General features: G+C 38.9%; 18 protein-coding genes and 1 pseudogene. 9 read left to right on the top strand and 10 right to left on the bottom strand.

Going from position 1 to position 17,772, the window contains the following annotated elements; genetic code table 11:
• Window positions 1-29: 29 nt before the first annotated feature.
• Window positions 30-465 (bottom strand): annotated as a pseudogene (locus tag LACDD01_RS04285) (Spx/MgsR family RNA polymerase-binding regulatory protein).
• A gap of 584 nt (window positions 466-1,049) precedes the next feature.
• On the opposite strand from LACDD01_RS04285, the gene carB reads away from it, so the two are divergent.
• Both carB and LACDD01_RS04275 read left to right on the top strand, forming a co-directional pair.
• Complete coding sequence (carB, locus tag LACDD01_RS04280; protein WP_061413347.1) at window positions 1,050-4,235, top strand: carbamoyl-phosphate synthase large subunit; 3,186 nt, start codon at window positions 1,050-1,052, stop codon at window positions 4,233-4,235.
• An 88-nt stretch (window positions 4,236-4,323) separates the two neighbouring features.
• Window positions 4,324-4,857, top strand: coding sequence for an rRNA large subunit pseudouridine synthase E (locus tag LACDD01_RS04275; protein ID WP_019291653.1), 534 nt, complete (start codon window positions 4,324-4,326; stop codon window positions 4,855-4,857).
• A 27-nt stretch (window positions 4,858-4,884) separates the two neighbouring features.
• On the opposite strand, the gene LACDD01_RS04270 is transcribed toward LACDD01_RS04275, so the two are convergent.
• Genes LACDD01_RS04270 through LACDD01_RS04260 form a run of 3 tightly spaced genes read right to left on the bottom strand, consistent with a single transcriptional unit; the run spans window position 4,885 to window position 8,030 of the window.
• The gene (locus LACDD01_RS04270) at window positions 4,885-5,682 is read right to left on the bottom strand and encodes a TPM domain-containing protein (protein WP_061413345.1); all 798 of its coding nucleotides are present in this window, start codon (window positions 5,680-5,682) and stop codon (window positions 4,885-4,887) included.
• Window positions 5,679-6,779, bottom strand: a complete 1,101-nt coding sequence (locus LACDD01_RS04265; protein ID WP_061413343.1) for a Rieske (2Fe-2S) protein — start codon at window positions 6,777-6,779, stop codon at window positions 5,679-5,681. Before LACDD01_RS04265 ends, LACDD01_RS04270 begins: the two co-directional genes overlap by 4 nt.
• A 21-nt stretch (window positions 6,780-6,800) precedes the next feature.
• A complete protein-coding gene (locus LACDD01_RS04260) occupies window positions 6,801-8,030 on the bottom strand; it encodes an SPFH domain-containing protein (RefSeq protein ID WP_061413341.1) in 1,230 nt (409 codons plus the stop codon).
• Window positions 8,031-8,530: 500 nt separating this feature from the next.
• Between LACDD01_RS04260 and LACDD01_RS04255 the strand changes: the two genes are divergently transcribed.
• From LACDD01_RS04255 to pyrF, 3 genes are read left to right on the top strand one after another with little or no spacing between them, the layout of a single operon-like run.
• Window positions 8,531-9,316, top strand: coding sequence for a dihydroorotate dehydrogenase electron transfer subunit (locus LACDD01_RS04255; protein WP_061413340.1), 786 nt, complete (start codon window positions 8,531-8,533; stop codon window positions 9,314-9,316).
• The gene (locus tag LACDD01_RS04250) at window positions 9,316-10,251 is read left to right on the top strand and encodes a dihydroorotate dehydrogenase (RefSeq protein WP_061413338.1); all 936 of its coding nucleotides are present in this window, start codon (window positions 9,316-9,318) and stop codon (window positions 10,249-10,251) included. Before LACDD01_RS04255 ends, LACDD01_RS04250 begins: the two co-directional genes overlap by 1 nt.
• Window positions 10,244-10,963 (top strand): orotidine-5'-phosphate decarboxylase, encoded by a 720-nt coding sequence (pyrF, locus tag LACDD01_RS04245; RefSeq protein WP_019291647.1) that lies wholly within the window; start codon window positions 10,244-10,246, stop codon window positions 10,961-10,963. Before LACDD01_RS04250 ends, pyrF begins: the two co-directional genes overlap by 8 nt.
• 32 nt (window positions 10,964-10,995) lie before the next feature.
• Here pyrF and rsmG read toward each other — a convergent pair whose 3' ends face one another.
• The 6 genes from rsmG to LACDD01_RS04215 form a co-directional block, all read right to left on the bottom strand.
• Window positions 10,996-11,709, bottom strand: coding sequence for a 16S rRNA (guanine(527)-N(7))-methyltransferase RsmG (rsmG, locus tag LACDD01_RS04240; RefSeq protein ID WP_061413336.1), 714 nt, complete (start codon window positions 11,707-11,709; stop codon window positions 10,996-10,998).
• Complete coding sequence (locus tag LACDD01_RS04235) at window positions 11,709-12,668, bottom strand: polyprenyl synthetase family protein (RefSeq protein ID WP_061413334.1); 960 nt, start codon at window positions 12,666-12,668, stop codon at window positions 11,709-11,711. Before LACDD01_RS04235 ends, rsmG begins: the two co-directional genes overlap by 1 nt.
• Window positions 12,659-13,189, bottom strand: a complete 531-nt coding sequence (locus LACDD01_RS04230) for a Gx transporter family protein (protein ID WP_014025081.1) — start codon at window positions 13,187-13,189, stop codon at window positions 12,659-12,661. Before LACDD01_RS04230 ends, LACDD01_RS04235 begins: the two co-directional genes overlap by 10 nt.
• Window positions 13,186-13,581: a NusG domain II-containing protein gene (locus LACDD01_RS04225; protein WP_004258398.1), complete on the bottom strand. Its 396-nt coding sequence runs from the start codon at window positions 13,579-13,581 to the stop codon at window positions 13,186-13,188. Before LACDD01_RS04225 ends, LACDD01_RS04230 begins: the two co-directional genes overlap by 4 nt.
• Window positions 13,582-13,683: 102 nt before the next feature.
• On the bottom strand, window positions 13,684-14,610 hold the full coding sequence (gene galU, locus LACDD01_RS04220; protein WP_019291643.1) for a UTP--glucose-1-phosphate uridylyltransferase GalU: 927 nt from the start codon (window positions 14,608-14,610) through the stop codon (window positions 13,684-13,686).
• A 23-nt stretch (window positions 14,611-14,633) separates the two neighbouring features.
• Window positions 14,634-15,653, bottom strand: coding sequence for an NAD(P)H-dependent glycerol-3-phosphate dehydrogenase (locus tag LACDD01_RS04215; RefSeq protein WP_061413332.1), 1,020 nt, complete (start codon window positions 15,651-15,653; stop codon window positions 14,634-14,636).
• A gap of 219 nt (window positions 15,654-15,872) precedes the next feature.
• On the opposite strand from LACDD01_RS04215, the gene LACDD01_RS04210 reads away from it, so the two are divergent.
• The 4 genes from LACDD01_RS04210 to LACDD01_RS04195 are packed head-to-tail and all read left to right on the top strand — an operon-like array spanning window position 15,873 to window position 17,740.
• Window positions 15,873-16,355 carry a nucleoside deaminase gene (locus LACDD01_RS04210; protein WP_019291641.1) on the top strand — a complete coding sequence of 161 codons (483 nt, stop codon included), beginning with the start codon at window positions 15,873-15,875 and terminating at the stop codon, window positions 16,353-16,355.
• Between the two features lie 19 nt (window positions 16,356-16,374).
• Window positions 16,375-16,872 carry a GNAT family N-acetyltransferase gene (locus LACDD01_RS04205; protein ID WP_231863380.1) on the top strand — a complete coding sequence of 166 codons (498 nt, stop codon included), beginning with the start codon at window positions 16,375-16,377 and terminating at the stop codon, window positions 16,870-16,872.
• A gap of 13 nt (window positions 16,873-16,885) precedes the next feature.
• The gene (locus LACDD01_RS04200) at window positions 16,886-17,374 is read left to right on the top strand and encodes a GNAT family N-acetyltransferase (RefSeq protein WP_061413328.1); all 489 of its coding nucleotides are present in this window, start codon (window positions 16,886-16,888) and stop codon (window positions 17,372-17,374) included.
• A 30-nt stretch (window positions 17,375-17,404) separates the two neighbouring features.
• Complete coding sequence (locus LACDD01_RS04195) at window positions 17,405-17,740, top strand: potassium channel family protein (protein WP_019293719.1); 336 nt, start codon at window positions 17,405-17,407, stop codon at window positions 17,738-17,740.
• Window positions 17,741-17,772 lie beyond the last annotated feature (32 nt).

Below are 17,772 nucleotides of genomic sequence, written 5' to 3'. Positions count from 1 at the left end.
TCTCTGAATTCAGAGGTCTTGGTTTTTTATTAACTCGCATGAATATGGAAGTCACGTTCTAATACAATATCACGTACTTTACGACTAATATCGCTCAATCTTACCTCACGAACAGGACGTGGGAGAAATTTTCGAATATCATCGTCATTATAACCAATCTGAAGGCGCTTGTCATCCAAAATAAGCGGACGACGTAAAATGGAACGGTTCTCTTTCATGATTGTAACCAGAGTATTTAAAGAAAATCGCTCAAGGTCTAATGATAAACTCTGATATGCACGGCTTCTTTTGGAAATAATTTCCTCCGTACCATTTTCAGTCAAAGCAAGAATTTCAAGAAAGTCTTCTTTCTTAATATCATCTGTAAGAAGATTTATTTCTTGAAAATCTACACCGTTGTCAACGAGCCATTTTTTTTGCTTTTTGGCTTGAGCTGCAACCAGCAACTGTATAAATTTTTATCATATTATCCCCCTTGTCGAAAATCTTATTTATTTCTAATTTACTTATGAATTAATTATAACATTTTTACGGAAAGTGTCAAGGATATTATTATAAAAATTTAATTGTAAATTTATAATTAATTTTAAAAGTAGCATTTTTCATTTAAAATAAAGGGTTTATACTATATTTATAGAGGGATAATAGAATAATTTTTTAAAAAGCAAAGAACTTTTTTCTTTTTTTATTTATTAAATAGAAGGCGCTTTCTATTTAATGTAAATCTTATTACTGTTTTTTGATACAAGTTTTTTTCACTGAAATCTCTCAAGGAAGAGAGCTCTCAAAGTTTTCATTTGACTGCATCTTTAGAAAATGATATTCTACTAAAGATAAAACTTTTAAACTGGTCCAGAGAGGCTAGCAAGGTTGTGAACATGAATATTAAATCCTTTTGAATAAAAAGGGAATACTCTATCTTCTTTGCACTTGCTTTTTCTGGCAGGTGCTTTTTTCTTAAAATTCCTAGGAAATGAGAAAAATGTCTGTCAGAGAGTAGTACAAAGTTTATCTCACAGCTGCTTTGGAATTTTAGAAATGGGGATATTATGCCAAAACGTACGGATATTAAGAAGATTATGATTATCGGTTCAGGACCGATTGTTATTGGTCAAGCTGCTGAATTTGACTATGCTGGTACTCAAGCCTGTTTAGCGCTCAAAGAAGAAGGCTATCAAGTTATTTTGGTCAATTCAAATCCAGCAACGATTATGACTGACCGTGAAATTGCTGATAAAGTTTATATTGAGCCGATTACGCTTGAGTTTGTCAGCAAAATCCTTCGCAAAGAAAGACCAGATGCCCTCTTGCCAACCTTAGGTGGTCAAACAGGGCTAAATATGGCGATGGAATTGGCGGAAAGCGGTATTTTGGAAGAACTTTCGGTTGAACTTTTGGGCACAAAACTATCAGCAATTGACCGGGCAGAAGACCGTGAATTATTTAGAGAACTCTGTGAAAGTATTGGGGAACCTTTGTGCGAATCTGAAATTGCCACAACGGTTGAAGAGGCAGTTGCTCAAGCAAAAGAGATTGGCTACCCGATCATTGTCCGTCCGGCCTTTACGATGGGAGGAACAGGAGGCGGGATTTGTGACAACGAAGCTGAACTTCGCGAGGTAGTTGCCAATGGATTAAAACTTTCTCCAGTGACACAATGTTTGATCGAAAAATCAATAGCCGGATATAAAGAAATAGAGTACGAAGTAATGCGCGACTCGGCAGATAATGCCATCGTGGTCTGCAACATGGAAAACTTTGATCCCGTAGGTATACATACAGGAGACTCGATTGTCTTCGCGCCAAGTCAAACCTTGTCAGATGTTGAATACCAAATGCTTCGTGATGCTTCATTAAAAATCATTCGTGCTTTGAAAATCGAAGGAGGATGCAATGTTCAGCTTGCTTTGGATCCACATTCTTATAAATATTATGTGATTGAAGTAAATCCCCGTGTCTCACGCTCCTCTGCCTTAGCTTCTAAAGCGACAGGTTATCCGATTGCTAAGATGTCGGCCAAAATTGCAATCGGAATGACATTGGATGAAATCATCAATCCGGTAACAAACACGACCTATGCTATGTTTGAGCCAGCACTTGACTACGTTGTCTCTAAAATTGCCCGCTTCCCCTTTGATAAATTTGAAAATGGTGATCGTAATCTCGGGACACAAATGAAAGCGACTGGAGAGGTAATGGCTATCGGACGCAACATCGAAGAAAGCTTACTCAAGGCAGTACGTTCATTGGAGATAGGTGTGAGCCACAACCGTTTAGAAGGTGCTGAAGAAGTCACAGAAGAGTTCCTGTACGAAAAAATTATTAAAGCACAGGATGACCGTCTCTTCTATATTTCAGAAGCGATTCGCCGTGGTATTCCAATTGAGGAAATTGCGGCTTTAAGTAAGATTGACATTTTTTTCCTAGACAAATTACTCCATATCGTTGAGATTGAAAAAGAGTTAGAACTTAACGTTTTCGATCCAGAGATTTTGAAGATAGCCAAGAAAAATGGTTTTTCGGATAAAGAGATTGCTCGTCTTTGGAATGTGACAGAGTCCGAAGTACGTCGTCGTCGCAAAGATGGTGAAATTCTGCCAGTCTACAAAATGGTAGATACTTGTGCTGCTGAGTTTGAAAGTAGTACGCCATATTTCTACTCGTCTTACACATGGGAGAACGAATCTGTCAAATCTGAAAAGGAAAAAATTCTTGTTCTAGGTTCAGGTCCAATCCGTATCGGTCAAGGCGTGGAGTTTGACTATGCGACTGTTCATTCAGTTAAAGCAATCCAAGCTTTAGGCTATGAAGCAATTATCGTCAACAGTAATCCAGAAACGGTTTCTACTGATTTTTCAATTTCGGATAAACTCTACTTTGAACCTTTGACTTTAGAAGATGTCATGAACATTATCGATTTAGAGGAGCCCAAAGGTGTAATCGTTCAGTTTGGTGGGCAGACAGCGATTAATCTTGCGGAACCTTTGGAAAAAGCAGGAGTACGTATTTTAGGAACACAAGTAGCAGACCTTGAACGTGCAGAAGACCGAGATTCCTTTGAAAAGGCTTTGTCCGACTTGGATATTCCACAACCACCGGGAGCAACAGCCACAAATGAAGAAGAAGCAGTTGCCAATGCTGAAAAAATTGGTTATCCTGTCCTGCTACGCCCATCCTTTGTCTTAGGTGGACGTGCTATGGAAATTATTGACAATGAAGCAGATTTGCGTAATTATATGAACCGTGCAGTCAAGGCTTCGCCAGAACACCCAGTATTAGTAGACAGCTATTTGACTGGACAAGAGTGTGAAGTAGATGCTATTTGTGATGGGAAAGATGTTTTGTTGCCAGGAATTATGGAGCATATTGAACGTGCGGGAGTTCACTCGGGAGACTCAATGGCTGTTTATCCACCACAAACCTTCAGTCCTGAAATTATTGAGACAATCGTGGATTATACTAAACGATTGGCAGAAGGCTTAAACTGCATCGGTATGATGAATATTCAGTTCGTTATCCACGAGGAAAAAGTCTATGTTATTGAAGTTAACCCACGAGCTTCACGTACGGTACCCTTCTTATCAAAAGTTACAGGAATTCCGATGGCACAACTTGCCACACAGATGATTTTAGGGAAAAAATTAGCAGATCTTGGATATGTCTCAGGTCTTGCCCCAGAATCTGAACTGGTCCACATCAAAGCTCCAGTCTTCAGCTTTAGCAAATTGGCAAAAGTTGATAGCCTCCTTGGTCCAGAGATGAAATCAACGGGGGAAGTGATGGGATCAGATACAACCTTAGAAAAGGCGCTTTATAAATCTTTTGAAGCTGCAAAGCTGCACATGGCTGACCATGGGTCAATTCTCTTTACAGTGGCCGATGAAGATAAAGCAGAAACCTTAGAGATGGCGAAGCGCTTTGCTGATATTGGTTATTCGCTAGTAGCGACTTCAGGAACTGCACAGTACCTAAAAACTGCAGGGCTTTATGTTCGAGAGGTTGGTAAAGTGACGGAATCCACTGAGGACACAGTTATTGATGACATTCGTATGGGGCGTGTTCAAGCTATTGTCAATACAATGGGTAGCAAACGCGTATCAACACAAGAAACAGATGGCTTCCTCATACGTCAGGAAGCAATTAGTCGTGGTATTCCACTCTTTACAGCTTTAGACACAGCAGAAGCTATTCTTCGTGTGATGGAGAGCCGCTCATTTACCATGAATGTTATTTAAACAAAAAAAGCAGACGTACTGCTTTTTTTATGTGACATTTTCTTTATGGCAGGTGCGAAGCTGGACCACTTTTGGTACAATAGAGGAGATGATATTACTATTTAATAAACCCTTTGACGTACTCACAAAATTTACGGATACTGAAAATCGTAAAACATTGAAAGATTATATTGATGTTCCTAATGTATATGCTGCAGGACGTTTAGATAAAGACAGTGAAGGCTTACTTTTGCTGACAGATGATGGAAAGTTAAATCATAAGCTTACTGACCCCAAGTCCAAGTCTTATAAGACTTATCTTGTACAGGTCGAGGGAGAATTCACTGAGTCAGCAGCTCAAAAACTCCGTGCAGGTGTTTTGCTTAAAGATGGTAAAACACTTCCGGCGAAAGTTAGACGAGTTTCAGAACCAGAGTGGCTTTGGGAGAGAACACCACCGATTCGTGAGCGAAAATCAATACCCACAAGCTGGGTCGAAATCTCTATCAAAGAAGGAAAAAATCGTCAAGTGCGTCGAATGACAGCCAATGTTGGTTTTCCAACATTACGTTTAATCCGTACAAAGATTGGAAATTATGAATTGGGGAATCTTCCTTCAGGAAAGTATAAGATAATAAAATAAAAAAGAGCATTTGCTCTTTTTGTTTTATTAAAAACTCCGTCCACCGCCAGAACCTCCGCCACCAGAGAAGCCGCCTCCACTAGAGTTATTATTTCTAGGAATACGGCGAGTAGTAATGAAGGAGTTGACCAACGTATCGCTTTGTTTGGATAAGTTTAATTTTCCATTCTCTTGATAACCATAATTCCAGTGTGCGCCCATCTTTAATTGATAGCGAGAGACCAGAACAATAACAAAGGCACCAGCGGAGATGAGTGCAAGAATAACTGCAATTAGAATATAAGCAGGACGGAAGGAACGATGAAAAGTAACGGCTCCCGTTTGCGGGTCAACCGTATATTTTCGCCCGCCAGGTATCCCCTGTTCATAATAATGCGTCACTTGTGCATAAAAACTCTCTATGGCTTGTGGATAATTCCCATCGGACAATTGAGGTTGCACAACATCTAAAATCGACTCAATCCGAGAAGAGGTAATGTAATACTTCAAGTTTCCTGTTGCCCAGATATAAAGTTTCCGCTGTGACATATTAATCACCAAGACAATACCATTGTTCCCTTGCCCGACTTTTTGTGCTAAATAATTGACTGCTAACTCTTTGGGCGATTCAGTATCGTCCATGGTTGTAACTACAAAAACTCCAGCTTTGCTCTGGTTTGCAAGCAGTTGAGCTTCTTGCTCAAGGGATTGTGTTGAGTCACTCAAAAGAGCAGCCTGATCGTCAATACCTACCTGCTGTGCAGAAGTATCTTTAGCAAAAGCAAACAATGTACAGAGTGTAATTACTGTAAAAAATAGTGTTAAAAGTATTCGTTTCTTTTTCATGAGACAAACCACCCCACAGTTACGCCAAGTATGAGTACAGTGATGAAAATAAGAAGTGCCACCAGAGCGACTTTCATTTTATCCACAGGAAGGATACCAGCGGTTTTACCTGTTTGCCCATTCATTGCATAATAGAAAAGTTTATCACTATTTTTTTGACGATAAGTCACGAGCCAGAGTGGTAAAAGCACATAATCACTTTCCAAATTTTTAATGCTTTGTTGAGATTGAACACTGGTTACAGCAGTGTAGCCTTGAATTGTGTCGCGCATGAGCGCTTCGGAATACTGACGTAATTCGCTATCTACGCGTTCCTTGATTTCTGCATACTCAATATCTCTTTTTTCAGTTAAAAAACCGGAGAGATACTGATTTTTAAAAGATACCGCTTTGGATAAATCGAAAGGTTGGACCGCACCAACCATTTTTTCAGGTTCATTTTTTTTCAAGGCATTTTTAACTAAATCTTGAAAAGAACTGTTCCCTTCTCGGATAATTTGGTACTGCTTGGTTTCTGTGTATTCTAAATCTCCAACAATCCAGACCCGTATCCTATTGGCACGTGCTTGCAATTGTCCTTCTAAATCTGCACCAACAACCCAATAAGGAAAATAAACGCCTTGAAGTTGCTTGATTTGTTTTTTATCAAAGAAATCTTTCGGGACAAATCTCTTTTTCCCTACCCAGTCGAGGAAAGCTTTTTCAGCATCCTTCTGTTCAATCTGGAAAGGTAGAACTTTTTCTGGGAGAAATTTCCCAGAGAGACGTTCTGAAAGAACGACAGGATTGTGACAATAATAGCAGAAAGTAGAAGCAGTAGTTGCATCTGTCACAATTTCTGCACCACATGAAGGACAAACAAAGAGTCCAACCTGATCATCAATCGGTGTTTCTGCCTCATCAGTTTCTAAAGGAACATCTGGAATACTTTCTTCTGGAATTCCCTTGTCTTTTTGTTTGGCTTCAAAGGCAGTAACTTCCTCTTCCGTAAAGGTAGATAAGCAGTACTGGCAATGAAACTTTTGACTTTTAGGATCAAATAAGAGGGGACCGCCACAATTAGGACAGAGATGGGTGAGAACCTTCGACTGGCTCATAATTTACCTCTTTTCTGATTTTTATAAAGGTTTAGCAACGAAAGGTTGTCCACATTCTGGACAGAATTTTGGAACACCATTAGCTAAATTAACGACTGCATTACAAGCTGAGCAAGGCATTTCAATCTTTAAGTTAGCTTGCGCTTCAGGTTTTTTCTCACCACAGTTTGAACAGAATTTTCCTGCATTTTCTGTACCACAAGCTGAACAAGTCCACGTGTCTTCCGATTTTGTCGCTGCCTTTTCCTGTTGAGCTATTTGGGCTTGATTTGAGGCACTGGCCTGACCAAGCACATCTCCCGCTTGGTTCATTCCCATGCCCATTCCCATAAAGGCTTGCATGGCCCCACCAGTATTGCTTCCAGCTGCTTCAATACCGCGCGCCACAGCACCTTGCATATACCCTTCACGCACACTTGGATCACCTAGCATTGCACCTTGGTTACGCATATTGATTAGTTTTTGGCTGTCATCTGTGTAACTGATTGAGCTTACAGCAACAGCGACCACTTCGATTCCACGAAGTTTGCGCCATTCTTCGTCAAGTGTATCCGCCATATATTTTGAAAGTTCAACAGATTTTGAAGGGAGGAAAGAAACGCGCTCACCTTGTGCTGAGTAGAGGTTGATTGACGTATTCAATGCTGTTAAAAATTCTTGGAGATATTGTTCATTGATATCTGAGATTTCAACTTGCGTTTGATTTTTTGGAATGGCATTAGCATAGAACAAGATAGGATCTGTAATTCTTATCGAATATGTTCCATGTGTACGGAGAAAGAGTTCCGCATTATAGAAGTTATCAAAGTATTGTAAAGGCGTAGCTGTTCCAAACTTAATGCCTTTAATTTCTTGAAGATTAATATAGTAAACTTCTTGTTTTTGAGGTGTCACACCACCAAATTTAAAACGAAAGAAGGCTTCTTGAACAGATTCTTTAAGTCCACCGTTAAACATAGAAGGTGCAGTATCATTTTTGACCGTATAATAACCTTCTTCTGCGGTATAGTCAATGATTTTACCGCCGTCAACAAGGAGCATCATCATATTAGGATAGACATGCACGACAGATCCATCTGTAATGACATCAGAAGTTTCTTTACGATTGCTACCACGTTTATCATCCTTGCCCACCATAACACCTTTGGTCATCACAGTTTGATCGGACATATCTTCTGGTTCGATGACTTCAAGCCATTGATCGGCTAACGTTCCTCCGAGGCTACTTGTCGCTGCTTTAATGATACCCATATTTTTCTCCTGTCTTTATTTAAATTACACGCTTTCATTATACCATAGAAATAAAGGATTTTTTTACAACTTGAGTAGGATTTATTGATTCTTGTAATTCCTCTTAATTTAAGTTATAATACTTTAAAACCTTTAACTTAGTCCAGAGAGGCTAGCAAGGATACGATAAATTATATCCCCTTTGTTTCGCGTACTTTTAAGTATGAGAAAAGGATGATAGATGCTTTTTGTACACCTGCAGCCTCTCTGCAGGTGTTTTTATTATCATTCTTTCTGCTTTAGCAGATTAGAATGATAATACGCAAGGAGCAAAGCGAGTTGTGAACCATCAGTCATTCTTTCTGCTTTAGCAGATTAGAATGATAATACGCAAGGAGCAAAGCGAGTTGTAAAACATTAGTTATTATTTCTGCTTTAATATGCTGGTTCATTGTAGATAAAGAACTCTTGACCTGCAAAACGCTTTGGCTAATGGATTCGTTTTATAAAAAGGAGGAGTAATGAAGCTTCAAGAAGAGATGCTTATTGTCAGTCAGAAAGAAGTTGCTGAAGATATTTTTGAGTTGGTGTTGCAAGGCGATTTGGTAGATGATATGGAAATGGCAGGACAGTTTTTGCAATTAAAAGTTCCCAGTCAAGAATTACTTTTACGGCGGCCAATTTCGATTTCGAGTTGGAATAAGCAGGAAAAAACGTGTACATTACTCTATCGTCGAGGTGATAAAACCACGGGAACCCACCTTTTGTCAAAAATGGTTGCAGGACAATCAGTGGATATTCTTGGTCCTTTAGGTAAAGGATTTCCAGTTGATGAAGTAACAGAAAACGATCAAGTCCTTATAGTAGGTGGAGGAATAGGTGTTCCTCCGCTGTACGAGTTAGCGAAGCAGCTTAGTAAAAAAGGCTGCAATATTACGGTTTTGCTCGGATTTGCACGTGCGGAAGTCAAGATTCTTGAAGAGCAGTTCGCGCAGCTCCCTAATATTGAGGTAAAAGTAGCTACAGATAATGGTTCTTATGGTTCTCGAGGACATGTTGGGTATTTATTCAATCAGCTTGAACAAGAGGTAGATGTGGTCTATGCTTGTGGTGCACCAATGATGTTAAAAACCGTAGCAACAAGGTTTGAAACTTTAGAGCGCTTGTATTTGTCAATGGAAGCACGTATGGCTTGTGGAATTGGCGCATGTTATGCTTGTGTTGTCCCAGATAAAAAAGACCCAGAACATGCTTTAAAAGTATGTCAAGACGGGCCGGTATTTAAAGGAAATGGAGTAGTAATATAATGAATCGACTTGCAGTGGAACTTCCTGGATTGAATCTAAAAAATCCAATTATGCCTGCTTCAGGCTGTTTCGGTTTTGGCGAGGACTATGCACGATATTATGATTTAAATCAACTGGGTTCCATAATGATTAAGGCCACAACTCTTAAACCACGTTATGGTAATCCAACGCCACGTGTTGCAGAAACAAGTGCCGGCATGCTTAATGCGATTGGTCTGCAAAATCCTGGTCTAGATGCAGTACTCTCAGATAAATTGCCTTGGCTGTATGAAAACTTTCCTGAGCTGCCTATTATTGCTAACGTAGCCGGTTCTGAACTATATGATTATGTAGCTGTTTGCGATAAAATAGGGACAGCACCAAATGTTAAAGCTATTGAACTCAATATTTCTTGTCCTAATGTGAAGCATGGCGGGCAAGCATTTGGTACAGATCCGAAAGTTGCTTATGATTTGGTCAAGGATTGTAAGGAGGTAGCGGATGTCCCACTTTATGTCAAGCTCTCGCCAAATGTGACGGATATCGTAGAAATCGCTCAGGCCGTAGAAGCAGCAGGAGCTGATGGGATTACGATGATAAATACTTTAATGGGAATGCGTTATAATCTGCAGACTCGTAAACCGATTTTAGCCAACATTACAGGTGGTCTCTCAGGTCCAGCGATTAAACCAGTAGCTTTAAAATTGGTTCACCAAGTGGCACAAGCAGTGGATTTACCGATTATCGGAATGGGCGGTGTAATGACTGCTCAAGATGTTCTTGAATTTTATCTGGCTGGTGCAAGTGCGGTTGCAGTAGGGACAGCAAACTTTTCCGATCCCTATGTGTGTCCGAAAATTATTAATGAACTTCCTGAACTTATGGATAAGTATGGGATTGAAAGTTTAGAAGAATTACGTAAAGAAGTAAAAAAGGAGAAAAAAGAAAATGCATGAATCAAGACCAATGGTAGCCCTTGACTTCCCAAGCTTACGCGACGTAAAAAATTTTTTACTGCGTTTTGATGATCACGAAAAACTCTATGTAAAAGTGGGAATGGAGCTCCTCTATCAAGAAGGGCCTGTTGTTGTAGACTTCCTTAAATTTCAAGGTCATGATGTCTTCTTAGATTTGAAACTCCATGATATTCCAAATACAGTTGGCTCAGCCATGAAAGGTCTAGCCCGTTTAGGAATAGATATGATTAATGTTCATGCTGCTGGAGGGATTGAGATGATGCAGCAAGCTAAAGAAGGTTTGATAGCTGGAACACCTGCTGGAGAAAAGGTTGCAGATTTGATTGCTGTCACTCAGCTGACTTCCACTAGCCAAGAAAGTATGCACCATGATCAAATGATTATGACAAGTTTGGAAGAATCAGTTCTACACTATGCTAAATGCACAGATGAGGCTGGTTTAGATGGTGTTGTATGTTCAGCTCATGAGGTTCAAAAGATTAAAAGTGTCACACGTCCAGATTTCATCTGTTTGACACCAGGTATTCGTCCTGCAGGCACAGCCAAGGGAGATCAAAAACGAGTGATGACACCAGAAGAAGCACGCAATATCGGATCGGATTATATTGTTGTTGGCCGTCCAATTACTCGTGCTGAAAATCCAATTCAAGCCTATCAAACTATTAAAAATGAATGGAATGGGCGTGCATAATAAAGAAAAAGCTCTGAATGAACCAGAGCTTTTTAAAGTGGCTTTTTATTGGGCGTTCCCGCTTTTCGTGGGTACTTTTTCGGCGTTTCTTTTTTCTTTTCGATAATAGCAATGTGTCGCTCATCACCATTTGGAAGTTGATAATCAATCTGTTCGATAAATTTGCTTCCTAAGACGGCAATTGCATGTTTAGCATCCGAAAGTTCTTCATCAAATTTAGCCGCTTTGAGTGACAAGAGATGGCCATTTTTCTTAAGAAAAGGAATAGTGAGTTCAGAGAGTACACTGAGACGCGCAACTGCGCGTGCTGTAACAATATCAAATTGAGCGCGGTAGAGAGGATTTTGTCCAAAATCCTCAGCGCGACCGTGCAATAAAGTCACTTTCTCTAAGTGCAACTCTTTTGATAAAAGAGACAAGAAGTTGATGCGCTTGTTAAGCGAATCAATAATAGTTACTTGTAGCTCTGGGAAAATAATCTTCATTGGTAAACTAGGAAAGCCTGCCCCGGCACCAATATCAAGGATTTTTAAGGGTTCATTTTGAATGAGCTTGTAGAGAATCGGTGCAATTGAATCATAGAAATGCTTGAGAAAGACTTCTTTTTTCTCTGTAATTGCCGTAAGGTTAATTTTTTCATTCCACTCAACGAGAAGCTCAAAATAGCGTTCAAATTGTTCTTTTTGTTGATCATTTAAGAAAAGGTCAAAAGTTTCAAGTTGCGCATAAAATTCTTCAGGGTTCATTATAAATTCCGTTCCAAAAGTTTTCTTGTAACACTGCTAATGTTATCACGTGTTTGGCCCTCAGGGAGCTTATTAATTAGATTGAGAGCTTGATTAGTATAATATTGGGCCAACTCTTTAGTTTTAGTCAGCGCTCCAGAGCTTTGAATGAAGCTGTAAACTTCTTCAAATTGTTCTTTTTGAATCAAAGATTTCACATGACGATGATCGATCTCTAAAGCAAAAATAACGGGTGCAGAAAAGATACCTTGCTTGATGTCTTCATGTACAGGTTTTCCCAGAGTTTGACTGTCGCTAGCATAATCAAGATAGTCATCCATAATTTGGAAGGCAATTCCAATGTCCATCCCAATATTATAGGAGAGTTCAGATAAGTGAACATCTTGCATAATTAAAGGAGCGATTGAGGATGACATAGCAAAAAGTTCGCCAGTTTTTCCAGAAATATTTTGAATATAATCATCGAGCGTTTGCTCAAAATCAAAATGTTTGTTGAGTTGTCCAAGTTCTCCGCCTAAAAGGCGTTCAATAGATCCGATATTTTTTGTTAAATTTGGCAAATCAAAAGAATATTTTGACAAAAGTTTAAAAACAGCTACAAAAAGATAGTCGCCAGCATAAACAGCAATTGACGGATCGTATTTTTTCGAGAGAGTCTCGACACCGCGACGTGTATCTGCTTGGTCAACAATATCGTCGTGAATAAGCGTTGCAGTGTGCAGCATTTCGACGCTTGCAGCAAGTGCGATTTTACTTTTATTATCCATAGCAGTAAAATCAGCAAACATTAATAAATAAGCCGGACGTAGCATTTTTCCACCTGCATCAAACAGGTCAAAAATGGCTGACTTGATTTCTTTATTTTTGATGCCAACCTGTTGCTTCATCAGCTTTTGAACTTTGACTAAGGAAGATTCTAATTTTGGATATTCTGACCAAATTGTATTTTTTACGTCCATTTTTTACTTTCTTTAATAAATAATAACTGTATTGGTGCTACACGCTGAATGATTTGGTTGCCACCAACGCCGATGGCAAAACCAGCGAGCATACCGAAAAAAGAGAGCCATGGTAAATAAAGCATTACGGAGCTTGTACCTGTAATAAGCGAAGCAACAAGCAGTTGTCCGAGATTATGAAAGAAGCCTCCGACAACAGAAATACCAATGAGAGAGACCCATTTGGGTCCTAGTTGCTTCATGAGGTACATGGCTAAGAGGCTTAAAATAGCTCCTGCCGCAGAGTAGATAACCACAGAAACACCTGTGAATAAGGCAGTAATTAGCAAGCGCAAGACTTGCATTGTCCAAACTTTTCGCCAATCTAAGGTGAAAATGGCAATAATCATTACCAGATTAGCTAGGCCAATTTTGGCTCCCGGAGCAAAAGCGAAGAAGGAGGGAATCCAGCTCTCAAAAATGCCCATAACAACAGCTACTGCAGTGAGAAGTGCTATATAAATATTTTCTTTTACATTCATCCGCTATAATCCACTCCAGATTCTGATTGATCTCCAATGATTTGAATGACTAAATCATGAGGTAAACAAACGATAGTATCGTTAACTTTTGAAATAAAGCCACGTTGCACATCAATTTGATCGCGACAAGAAGCCTTAACAACAGCAATCGCTCCATCCTTTACCTCTATTTCATTGTAATCCCCATCCTCAGAGCGATAAGTCCAGCGCTGATTTTTGCTTAAATCAAATGTTTTAATCACTTTCCCTTGCACACGTAATTGGGCCTTTGTCCCAGAGCTATTGTGAGGCAGGAGAAAAAAAACAGAAAAAGAAGCACAAAATAAGGCAAGAATAATGATAATATCCAGAGCTTTAATCTTGATTTCTTTGAAAAATTTCATCCCCTCCATGATAGCATAATTTAGGCAAAATAAGAAGTTCGGAATGATTTGTTCTTACAAGGAAAAAGGGGATAAGAAGAGCTGCCCAAGCAAACGCTGGACAGCCTTGAATTATTTTTCAGTTTTGCTTTCAGATTTTAAAAGTTCTTCTGCTTTAGCGATGATGTAATCATGCAATTCATCCTTGATTTGTGGATGATTGAGACCATATTCGATAGTTGTTTCAACGAAACCAAATTTATCGCCGACATCATAGCGTTTGCCAGTGAACTCGTGTGCAAAAACGCGTTGTGTTTTATTTAAAGTTTCAATCGCATCCGTCAATTGGATTTCGTTACCTGCACCAGGTTTTTGTTTTTCTAAAACTTGGAAAATTTCTGGAGTTAAGAGGTAGCGGCCGATGATAGCCAAATCAGAAGGAGCATCCTCAACAGCAGGTTTTTCGACGAATTCTGCAACATTGTAAAGACCCTTAGAAACTTCACCTTCTGGAGCAATAACACCATATTTGTCCACATCGTCATGTGGAACTTTCATTACAGCGATTGTTGAAGCGTGTGTCTTCTCATAGTCAGAAATTAATTCTTTTGTGAGTGGTGTACCATCTCCCATGATGTTCATAAGATCGTCACCAAGCATAACAACAAATGGTTCATCGCCAACAAAGGCTTTTGCTTGAAGAACCGCATGTCCAAGCCCCATTGGGTGGCTTTGACGAATAAAGTGAAGATTGATATCTGTTGTTTCTTCAACTAATTTTAAAAGCTCTGTTTTACCTTTTTCTTTAAGGTTTTGTTCCAACTCAATGTTTGAGTCAAAGTGATCTTCGATAGGACGTTTAGCTTTACCTGTAACGATTAAGATATCTTCAATTCCTGATTTTAAGGCTTCTTCAACGATAAATTGAATCGTTGGTTTATCAACGATAGGTAACATTTCTTTAGCAAGGGCTTTAGTAGCAGGCAAGAAACGTGTACCCAGACCAGCTGCGGGAATAATTGCTTTTCTTACTTTTTGTTTTGGGTTTGTTTTAATCATTTTAAAAATTAGCTCCTTTTGATTTAGATACTGAATTCGTTTTCGGTACGTGTTTCACGGCGCATAATGTCTAAGATGCCTTCGCGGGCATCCATATTTTCATAAAGTACCTTGTAGATTGTCTCAGTGATGGGCATATCGATATGCATACTTTGTGCGAGTTCGTAAGCGGCTTTGGTTGTTGAAACACCTTCGATAACCATTCCCATATTTGCTTCGATATCCGCAAGCTTCTCACCTCGACCGAGAGCATCACCTGCTCGCCAATTGCGTGAGTGAATCGATGTACCCGTAACAATCAAGTCACCTACACCAGACAAGCCGCTATAAGTAAGCGGTTGAGCGCCCATAGCAACACCTAAACGGGTAATTTCTGCTAAGCCACGCGTGATGATTGCTGCTTTAGCATTATCACCAAAACCAAGACCATGTAAAGCCCCAGCACCGACTGCAATAATATTTTTAAAAGCACCCGCTGTTTCTACACCAATAACATCCGTATTGGTATAGAGTCGGAAATAATCGTTAGAAAAAATTTCTTGGGCATATTTAGCCGTCTCTAAATCATTTGAAGCAGCAGAGATTAAGGTAATATCACGTCGAATTGTTTCTTCGGCATGCGAAGGACCAGAAACCACAACAATTTCGCTTCGGTATTCTTCTGGAATCTCTTCTTCGAGTATTGAAGAAATACGTTCATGGGTCCCTTGTTCGAGCCCCTTAGATGCATGCATGATTGTCACTTTATGTTTAAGAACTTTTGCGACTTGTTGAGCAACCAAACGTGTGACTTTTGTTGGAACAACGAAAAGAATAGCATCAACATCAGACAAGGCAAATTCGAGATCGGTATAAGCAGAAATTTTCTGATTTAAAGTGATCCCTTTGAAGTAACGTTCGTTGGTATGCTTTTCATTAATTTCAGCAATTTGGTCAACATTGTTTCCCCAAATACGAACTTCATGTCCATTGTCATTAAGAACTTGAGAAAGAGCAGTTCCCCATGATCCAGGGCCGAGCACGGCAATTTTTTGTGGATTCATATTTTTTCCTTTACTAATTTATCCTAGCTTATAAAAGCCCAATACATCCTCATTTTACCATAATCTATATTAAAATTCACTGAAAACCCAAGTGAGAAAATAAAACAAAAAAGAAATTTTGCTTAAAAGATGTCAATAATACAGTAAACGCTTTTATTTACAGCGGGTTCATTGTATAATAAAGTCTAACTATTTTATTATGGAAGAAGGAAGGTGAATATGCAAAGACAAAAACATATTGCGCTTTTGGAACGCTGTGTGGAGATTTCCCAAAATGCTCGCAATCATGGGAATACTCCTTTTGGTGCACTTTTGACAGATAGCAAGGGAAATATTCTCCTAGAACAAGAAAATATTGAAATTACAGAACAGATTTGTACGGGACATGCAGAAACCAGTTTGGCTGCAAAAGCTTCCAAGCTTTATTCCAAAGAATTTTTGTGGCAATGTAAACTTTATACTACAGCGGAACCTTGTGCAATGTGTACCGGAGCTATTTATTGGGGGAATATTGGAACTATCGTTTATGCTCTAACTGAAAAACGTTTGTTAGAACTAACAGGAGACAATGAACAAAATCCCACTTTTGATTTGCCTGCGCAACAGATTATTGATCGCGGACAAAAGCTCATACAGATTATCGGACCCTTTCCAGAAGTAGAGGAAAAAGCTAGAAAAGTTCATGAAGGATATTGGAAATAAAAAGCAAGGAGATTCTAAAATGAAAATCAGAGCACTAGAAAGAACAGACTTAAAAAATATTCATATCATCAACAATGAAGCTAAAACTATGCATTTATGGTTTCAAGAACCTTACGAATCCTTAGATGAATTAACGGCTCTATATGATAAGCACATTCATAGTATGGATGAACGTCGTTTTGTTGTAGATGTGGATGGTGCATTTGCGGGCATAGTAGAATTGATGGAAATCAACTTCATCCATCGTAGTTGTGAAATACAGCTTATCATTACAGAAGAGTATTCTGGTCGAGGCTTGGCACAAGAAGCATTTCACCAAGCCTTAGAATATGCTTTTAAAGTATTAAACATGCATAAAGTTTATCTTTGGGGTGATGTTGATAATGCTCCTGCTGTTCATATCTATGAAAAAGTTGGGTTCAAAATTGAAGGAACAATGAAAGAACATTTCTTTGCAGCTGGAAGTTACCACGACAGTCATTTTATGGGGCTTTTGAAAAAAGATTATTTAAAATAAAAAGGAGAAGAAGATGACAAGCATTCGTCCGGCACATTATTCTGATTTAGAAGAAATAGCACATATTAACGTAGACAATTGGCAAACGACATATGAAAGTATCTTGCCTCCTACTTATTTAGAAAGTTTAGAATATGATACATTTCAGAAAAATTGGGAGCATTTTCTTGCACAAGCTTCACAACATATTCTCGTCAAAGAGTTAGAAAATAATGTTGCAGGTTTCATCGCTTACTCAGAAAGTAGCGACCAGAGAGGTAACTTTTACATTGATTCCCTTCACATCTCCCAGAAGTTTCAAAGAAAAGGGGTGGGGACTCAGTTATTGTCACAGGTGTTGCAGCAAGCAAAAGAAGCCCAAATGACGGTTGCCATTGCAATTCTTAAAAATAATGAAAATGCAAGGAGTCTTTATACAAAGTTAGGTGCAGTGCATTTTAAAGATTTTTCGGATAAGTTTGGGGATGTTACTACGGAGTCAGAACTTCTTATTTGGAAATAAGCTTATAATAAATTTAGAAAGAAGGTTTCTGTGCTATCCTTACTAATTGCGACCAAAAAATTATTCACTTCCTTTAGTTTTATCTTAAAAAAGGACGATACAAAAGCTTTGTTTTTCTTAATGGCAACAACCTTGATGAGTGGAACTATCTTTTATTCAACAGTAGAAAAATTTAGTATTCTTGATGCCTTGTATTTAAGTTTTATGACCTTAACAACGATAGGATACGGTGACTTATATCCGATAACTACAACAGGTAAAATATTTACAATGATCTATGCTACGGTTGGTTTAGGTATCATGGCTATGTTCATCTCTGTTATTGCCAAGGCCTTTATATATTCCAAACAAAAGCACAAAGAATAAATGTGCAAAAAAAAATCAGTTGTATTTGACGA

The organism is Lactococcus sp. DD01 (genome assembly GCF_001578715.1).
Taxonomy (GTDB): Bacteria; Bacillota; Bacilli; order Lactobacillales; family Streptococcaceae; genus Lactococcus; species Lactococcus petauri.
The sequence above is the reverse complement of the archived record's forward strand: the minus strand, read 5'-3'. Positions and strand labels throughout refer to the sequence as shown.

Bases quoted from the DNA above. Each gene is read 5' to 3' on its own strand.
- LACDD01_RS04200 (WP_061413328.1), top strand. From the start codon at position 16,886: ATGACAAGCATTCGTCCGGCACATTATTCTGATTTAGAAGAAATAGCA.
- LACDD01_RS04260 (WP_061413341.1), bottom strand. From the start codon at position 8,030: ATGGGTATCATTAAAGCAGCGACAAGTAGCCTCGGAGGAACGTTAGCC.
- LACDD01_RS04230 (WP_014025081.1), bottom strand. From the start codon at position 13,189: ATGAATGTAAAAGAAAATATTTATATAGCACTTCTCACTGCAGTAGCT.
- LACDD01_RS04255 (WP_061413340.1), top strand. From the start codon at position 8,531: ATGAAGCTTCAAGAAGAGATGCTTATTGTCAGTCAGAAAGAAGTTGCT.
- carB (WP_061413347.1), top strand. From the start codon at position 1,050: ATGCCAAAACGTACGGATATTAAGAAGATTATGATTATCGGTTCAGGA.
- LACDD01_RS04210 (WP_019291641.1), top strand. From the start codon at position 15,873: ATGCAAAGACAAAAACATATTGCGCTTTTGGAACGCTGTGTGGAGATT.
- LACDD01_RS04225 (WP_004258398.1), bottom strand. From the start codon at position 13,581: ATGGAGGGGATGAAATTTTTCAAAGAAATCAAGATTAAAGCTCTGGAT.
- LACDD01_RS04235 (WP_061413334.1), bottom strand. From the start codon at position 12,668: ATGGACGTAAAAAATACAATTTGGTCAGAATATCCAAAATTAGAATCT.
- LACDD01_RS04215 (WP_061413332.1), bottom strand. From the start codon at position 15,653: ATGAATCCACAAAAAATTGCCGTGCTCGGCCCTGGATCATGGGGAACT.
- pyrF (WP_019291647.1), top strand. From the start codon at position 10,244: ATGCATGAATCAAGACCAATGGTAGCCCTTGACTTCCCAAGCTTACGC.
- LACDD01_RS04270 (WP_061413345.1), bottom strand. From the start codon at position 5,682: ATGAAAAAGAAACGAATACTTTTAACACTATTTTTTACAGTAATTACA.
- LACDD01_RS04275 (WP_019291653.1), top strand. From the start codon at position 4,324: ATGATATTACTATTTAATAAACCCTTTGACGTACTCACAAAATTTACG.
- LACDD01_RS04265 (WP_061413343.1), bottom strand. From the start codon at position 6,779: ATGAGCCAGTCGAAGGTTCTCACCCATCTCTGTCCTAATTGTGGCGGT.
- LACDD01_RS04205 (WP_231863380.1), top strand. From the start codon at position 16,375: ATGAAAATCAGAGCACTAGAAAGAACAGACTTAAAAAATATTCATATC.
- galU (WP_019291643.1), bottom strand. From the start codon at position 14,610: ATGATTAAAACAAACCCAAAACAAAAAGTAAGAAAAGCAATTATTCCC.
- rsmG (WP_061413336.1), bottom strand. From the start codon at position 11,709: ATGAACCCTGAAGAATTTTATGCGCAACTTGAAACTTTTGACCTTTTC.
- LACDD01_RS04250 (WP_061413338.1), top strand. From the start codon at position 9,316: ATGAATCGACTTGCAGTGGAACTTCCTGGATTGAATCTAAAAAATCCA.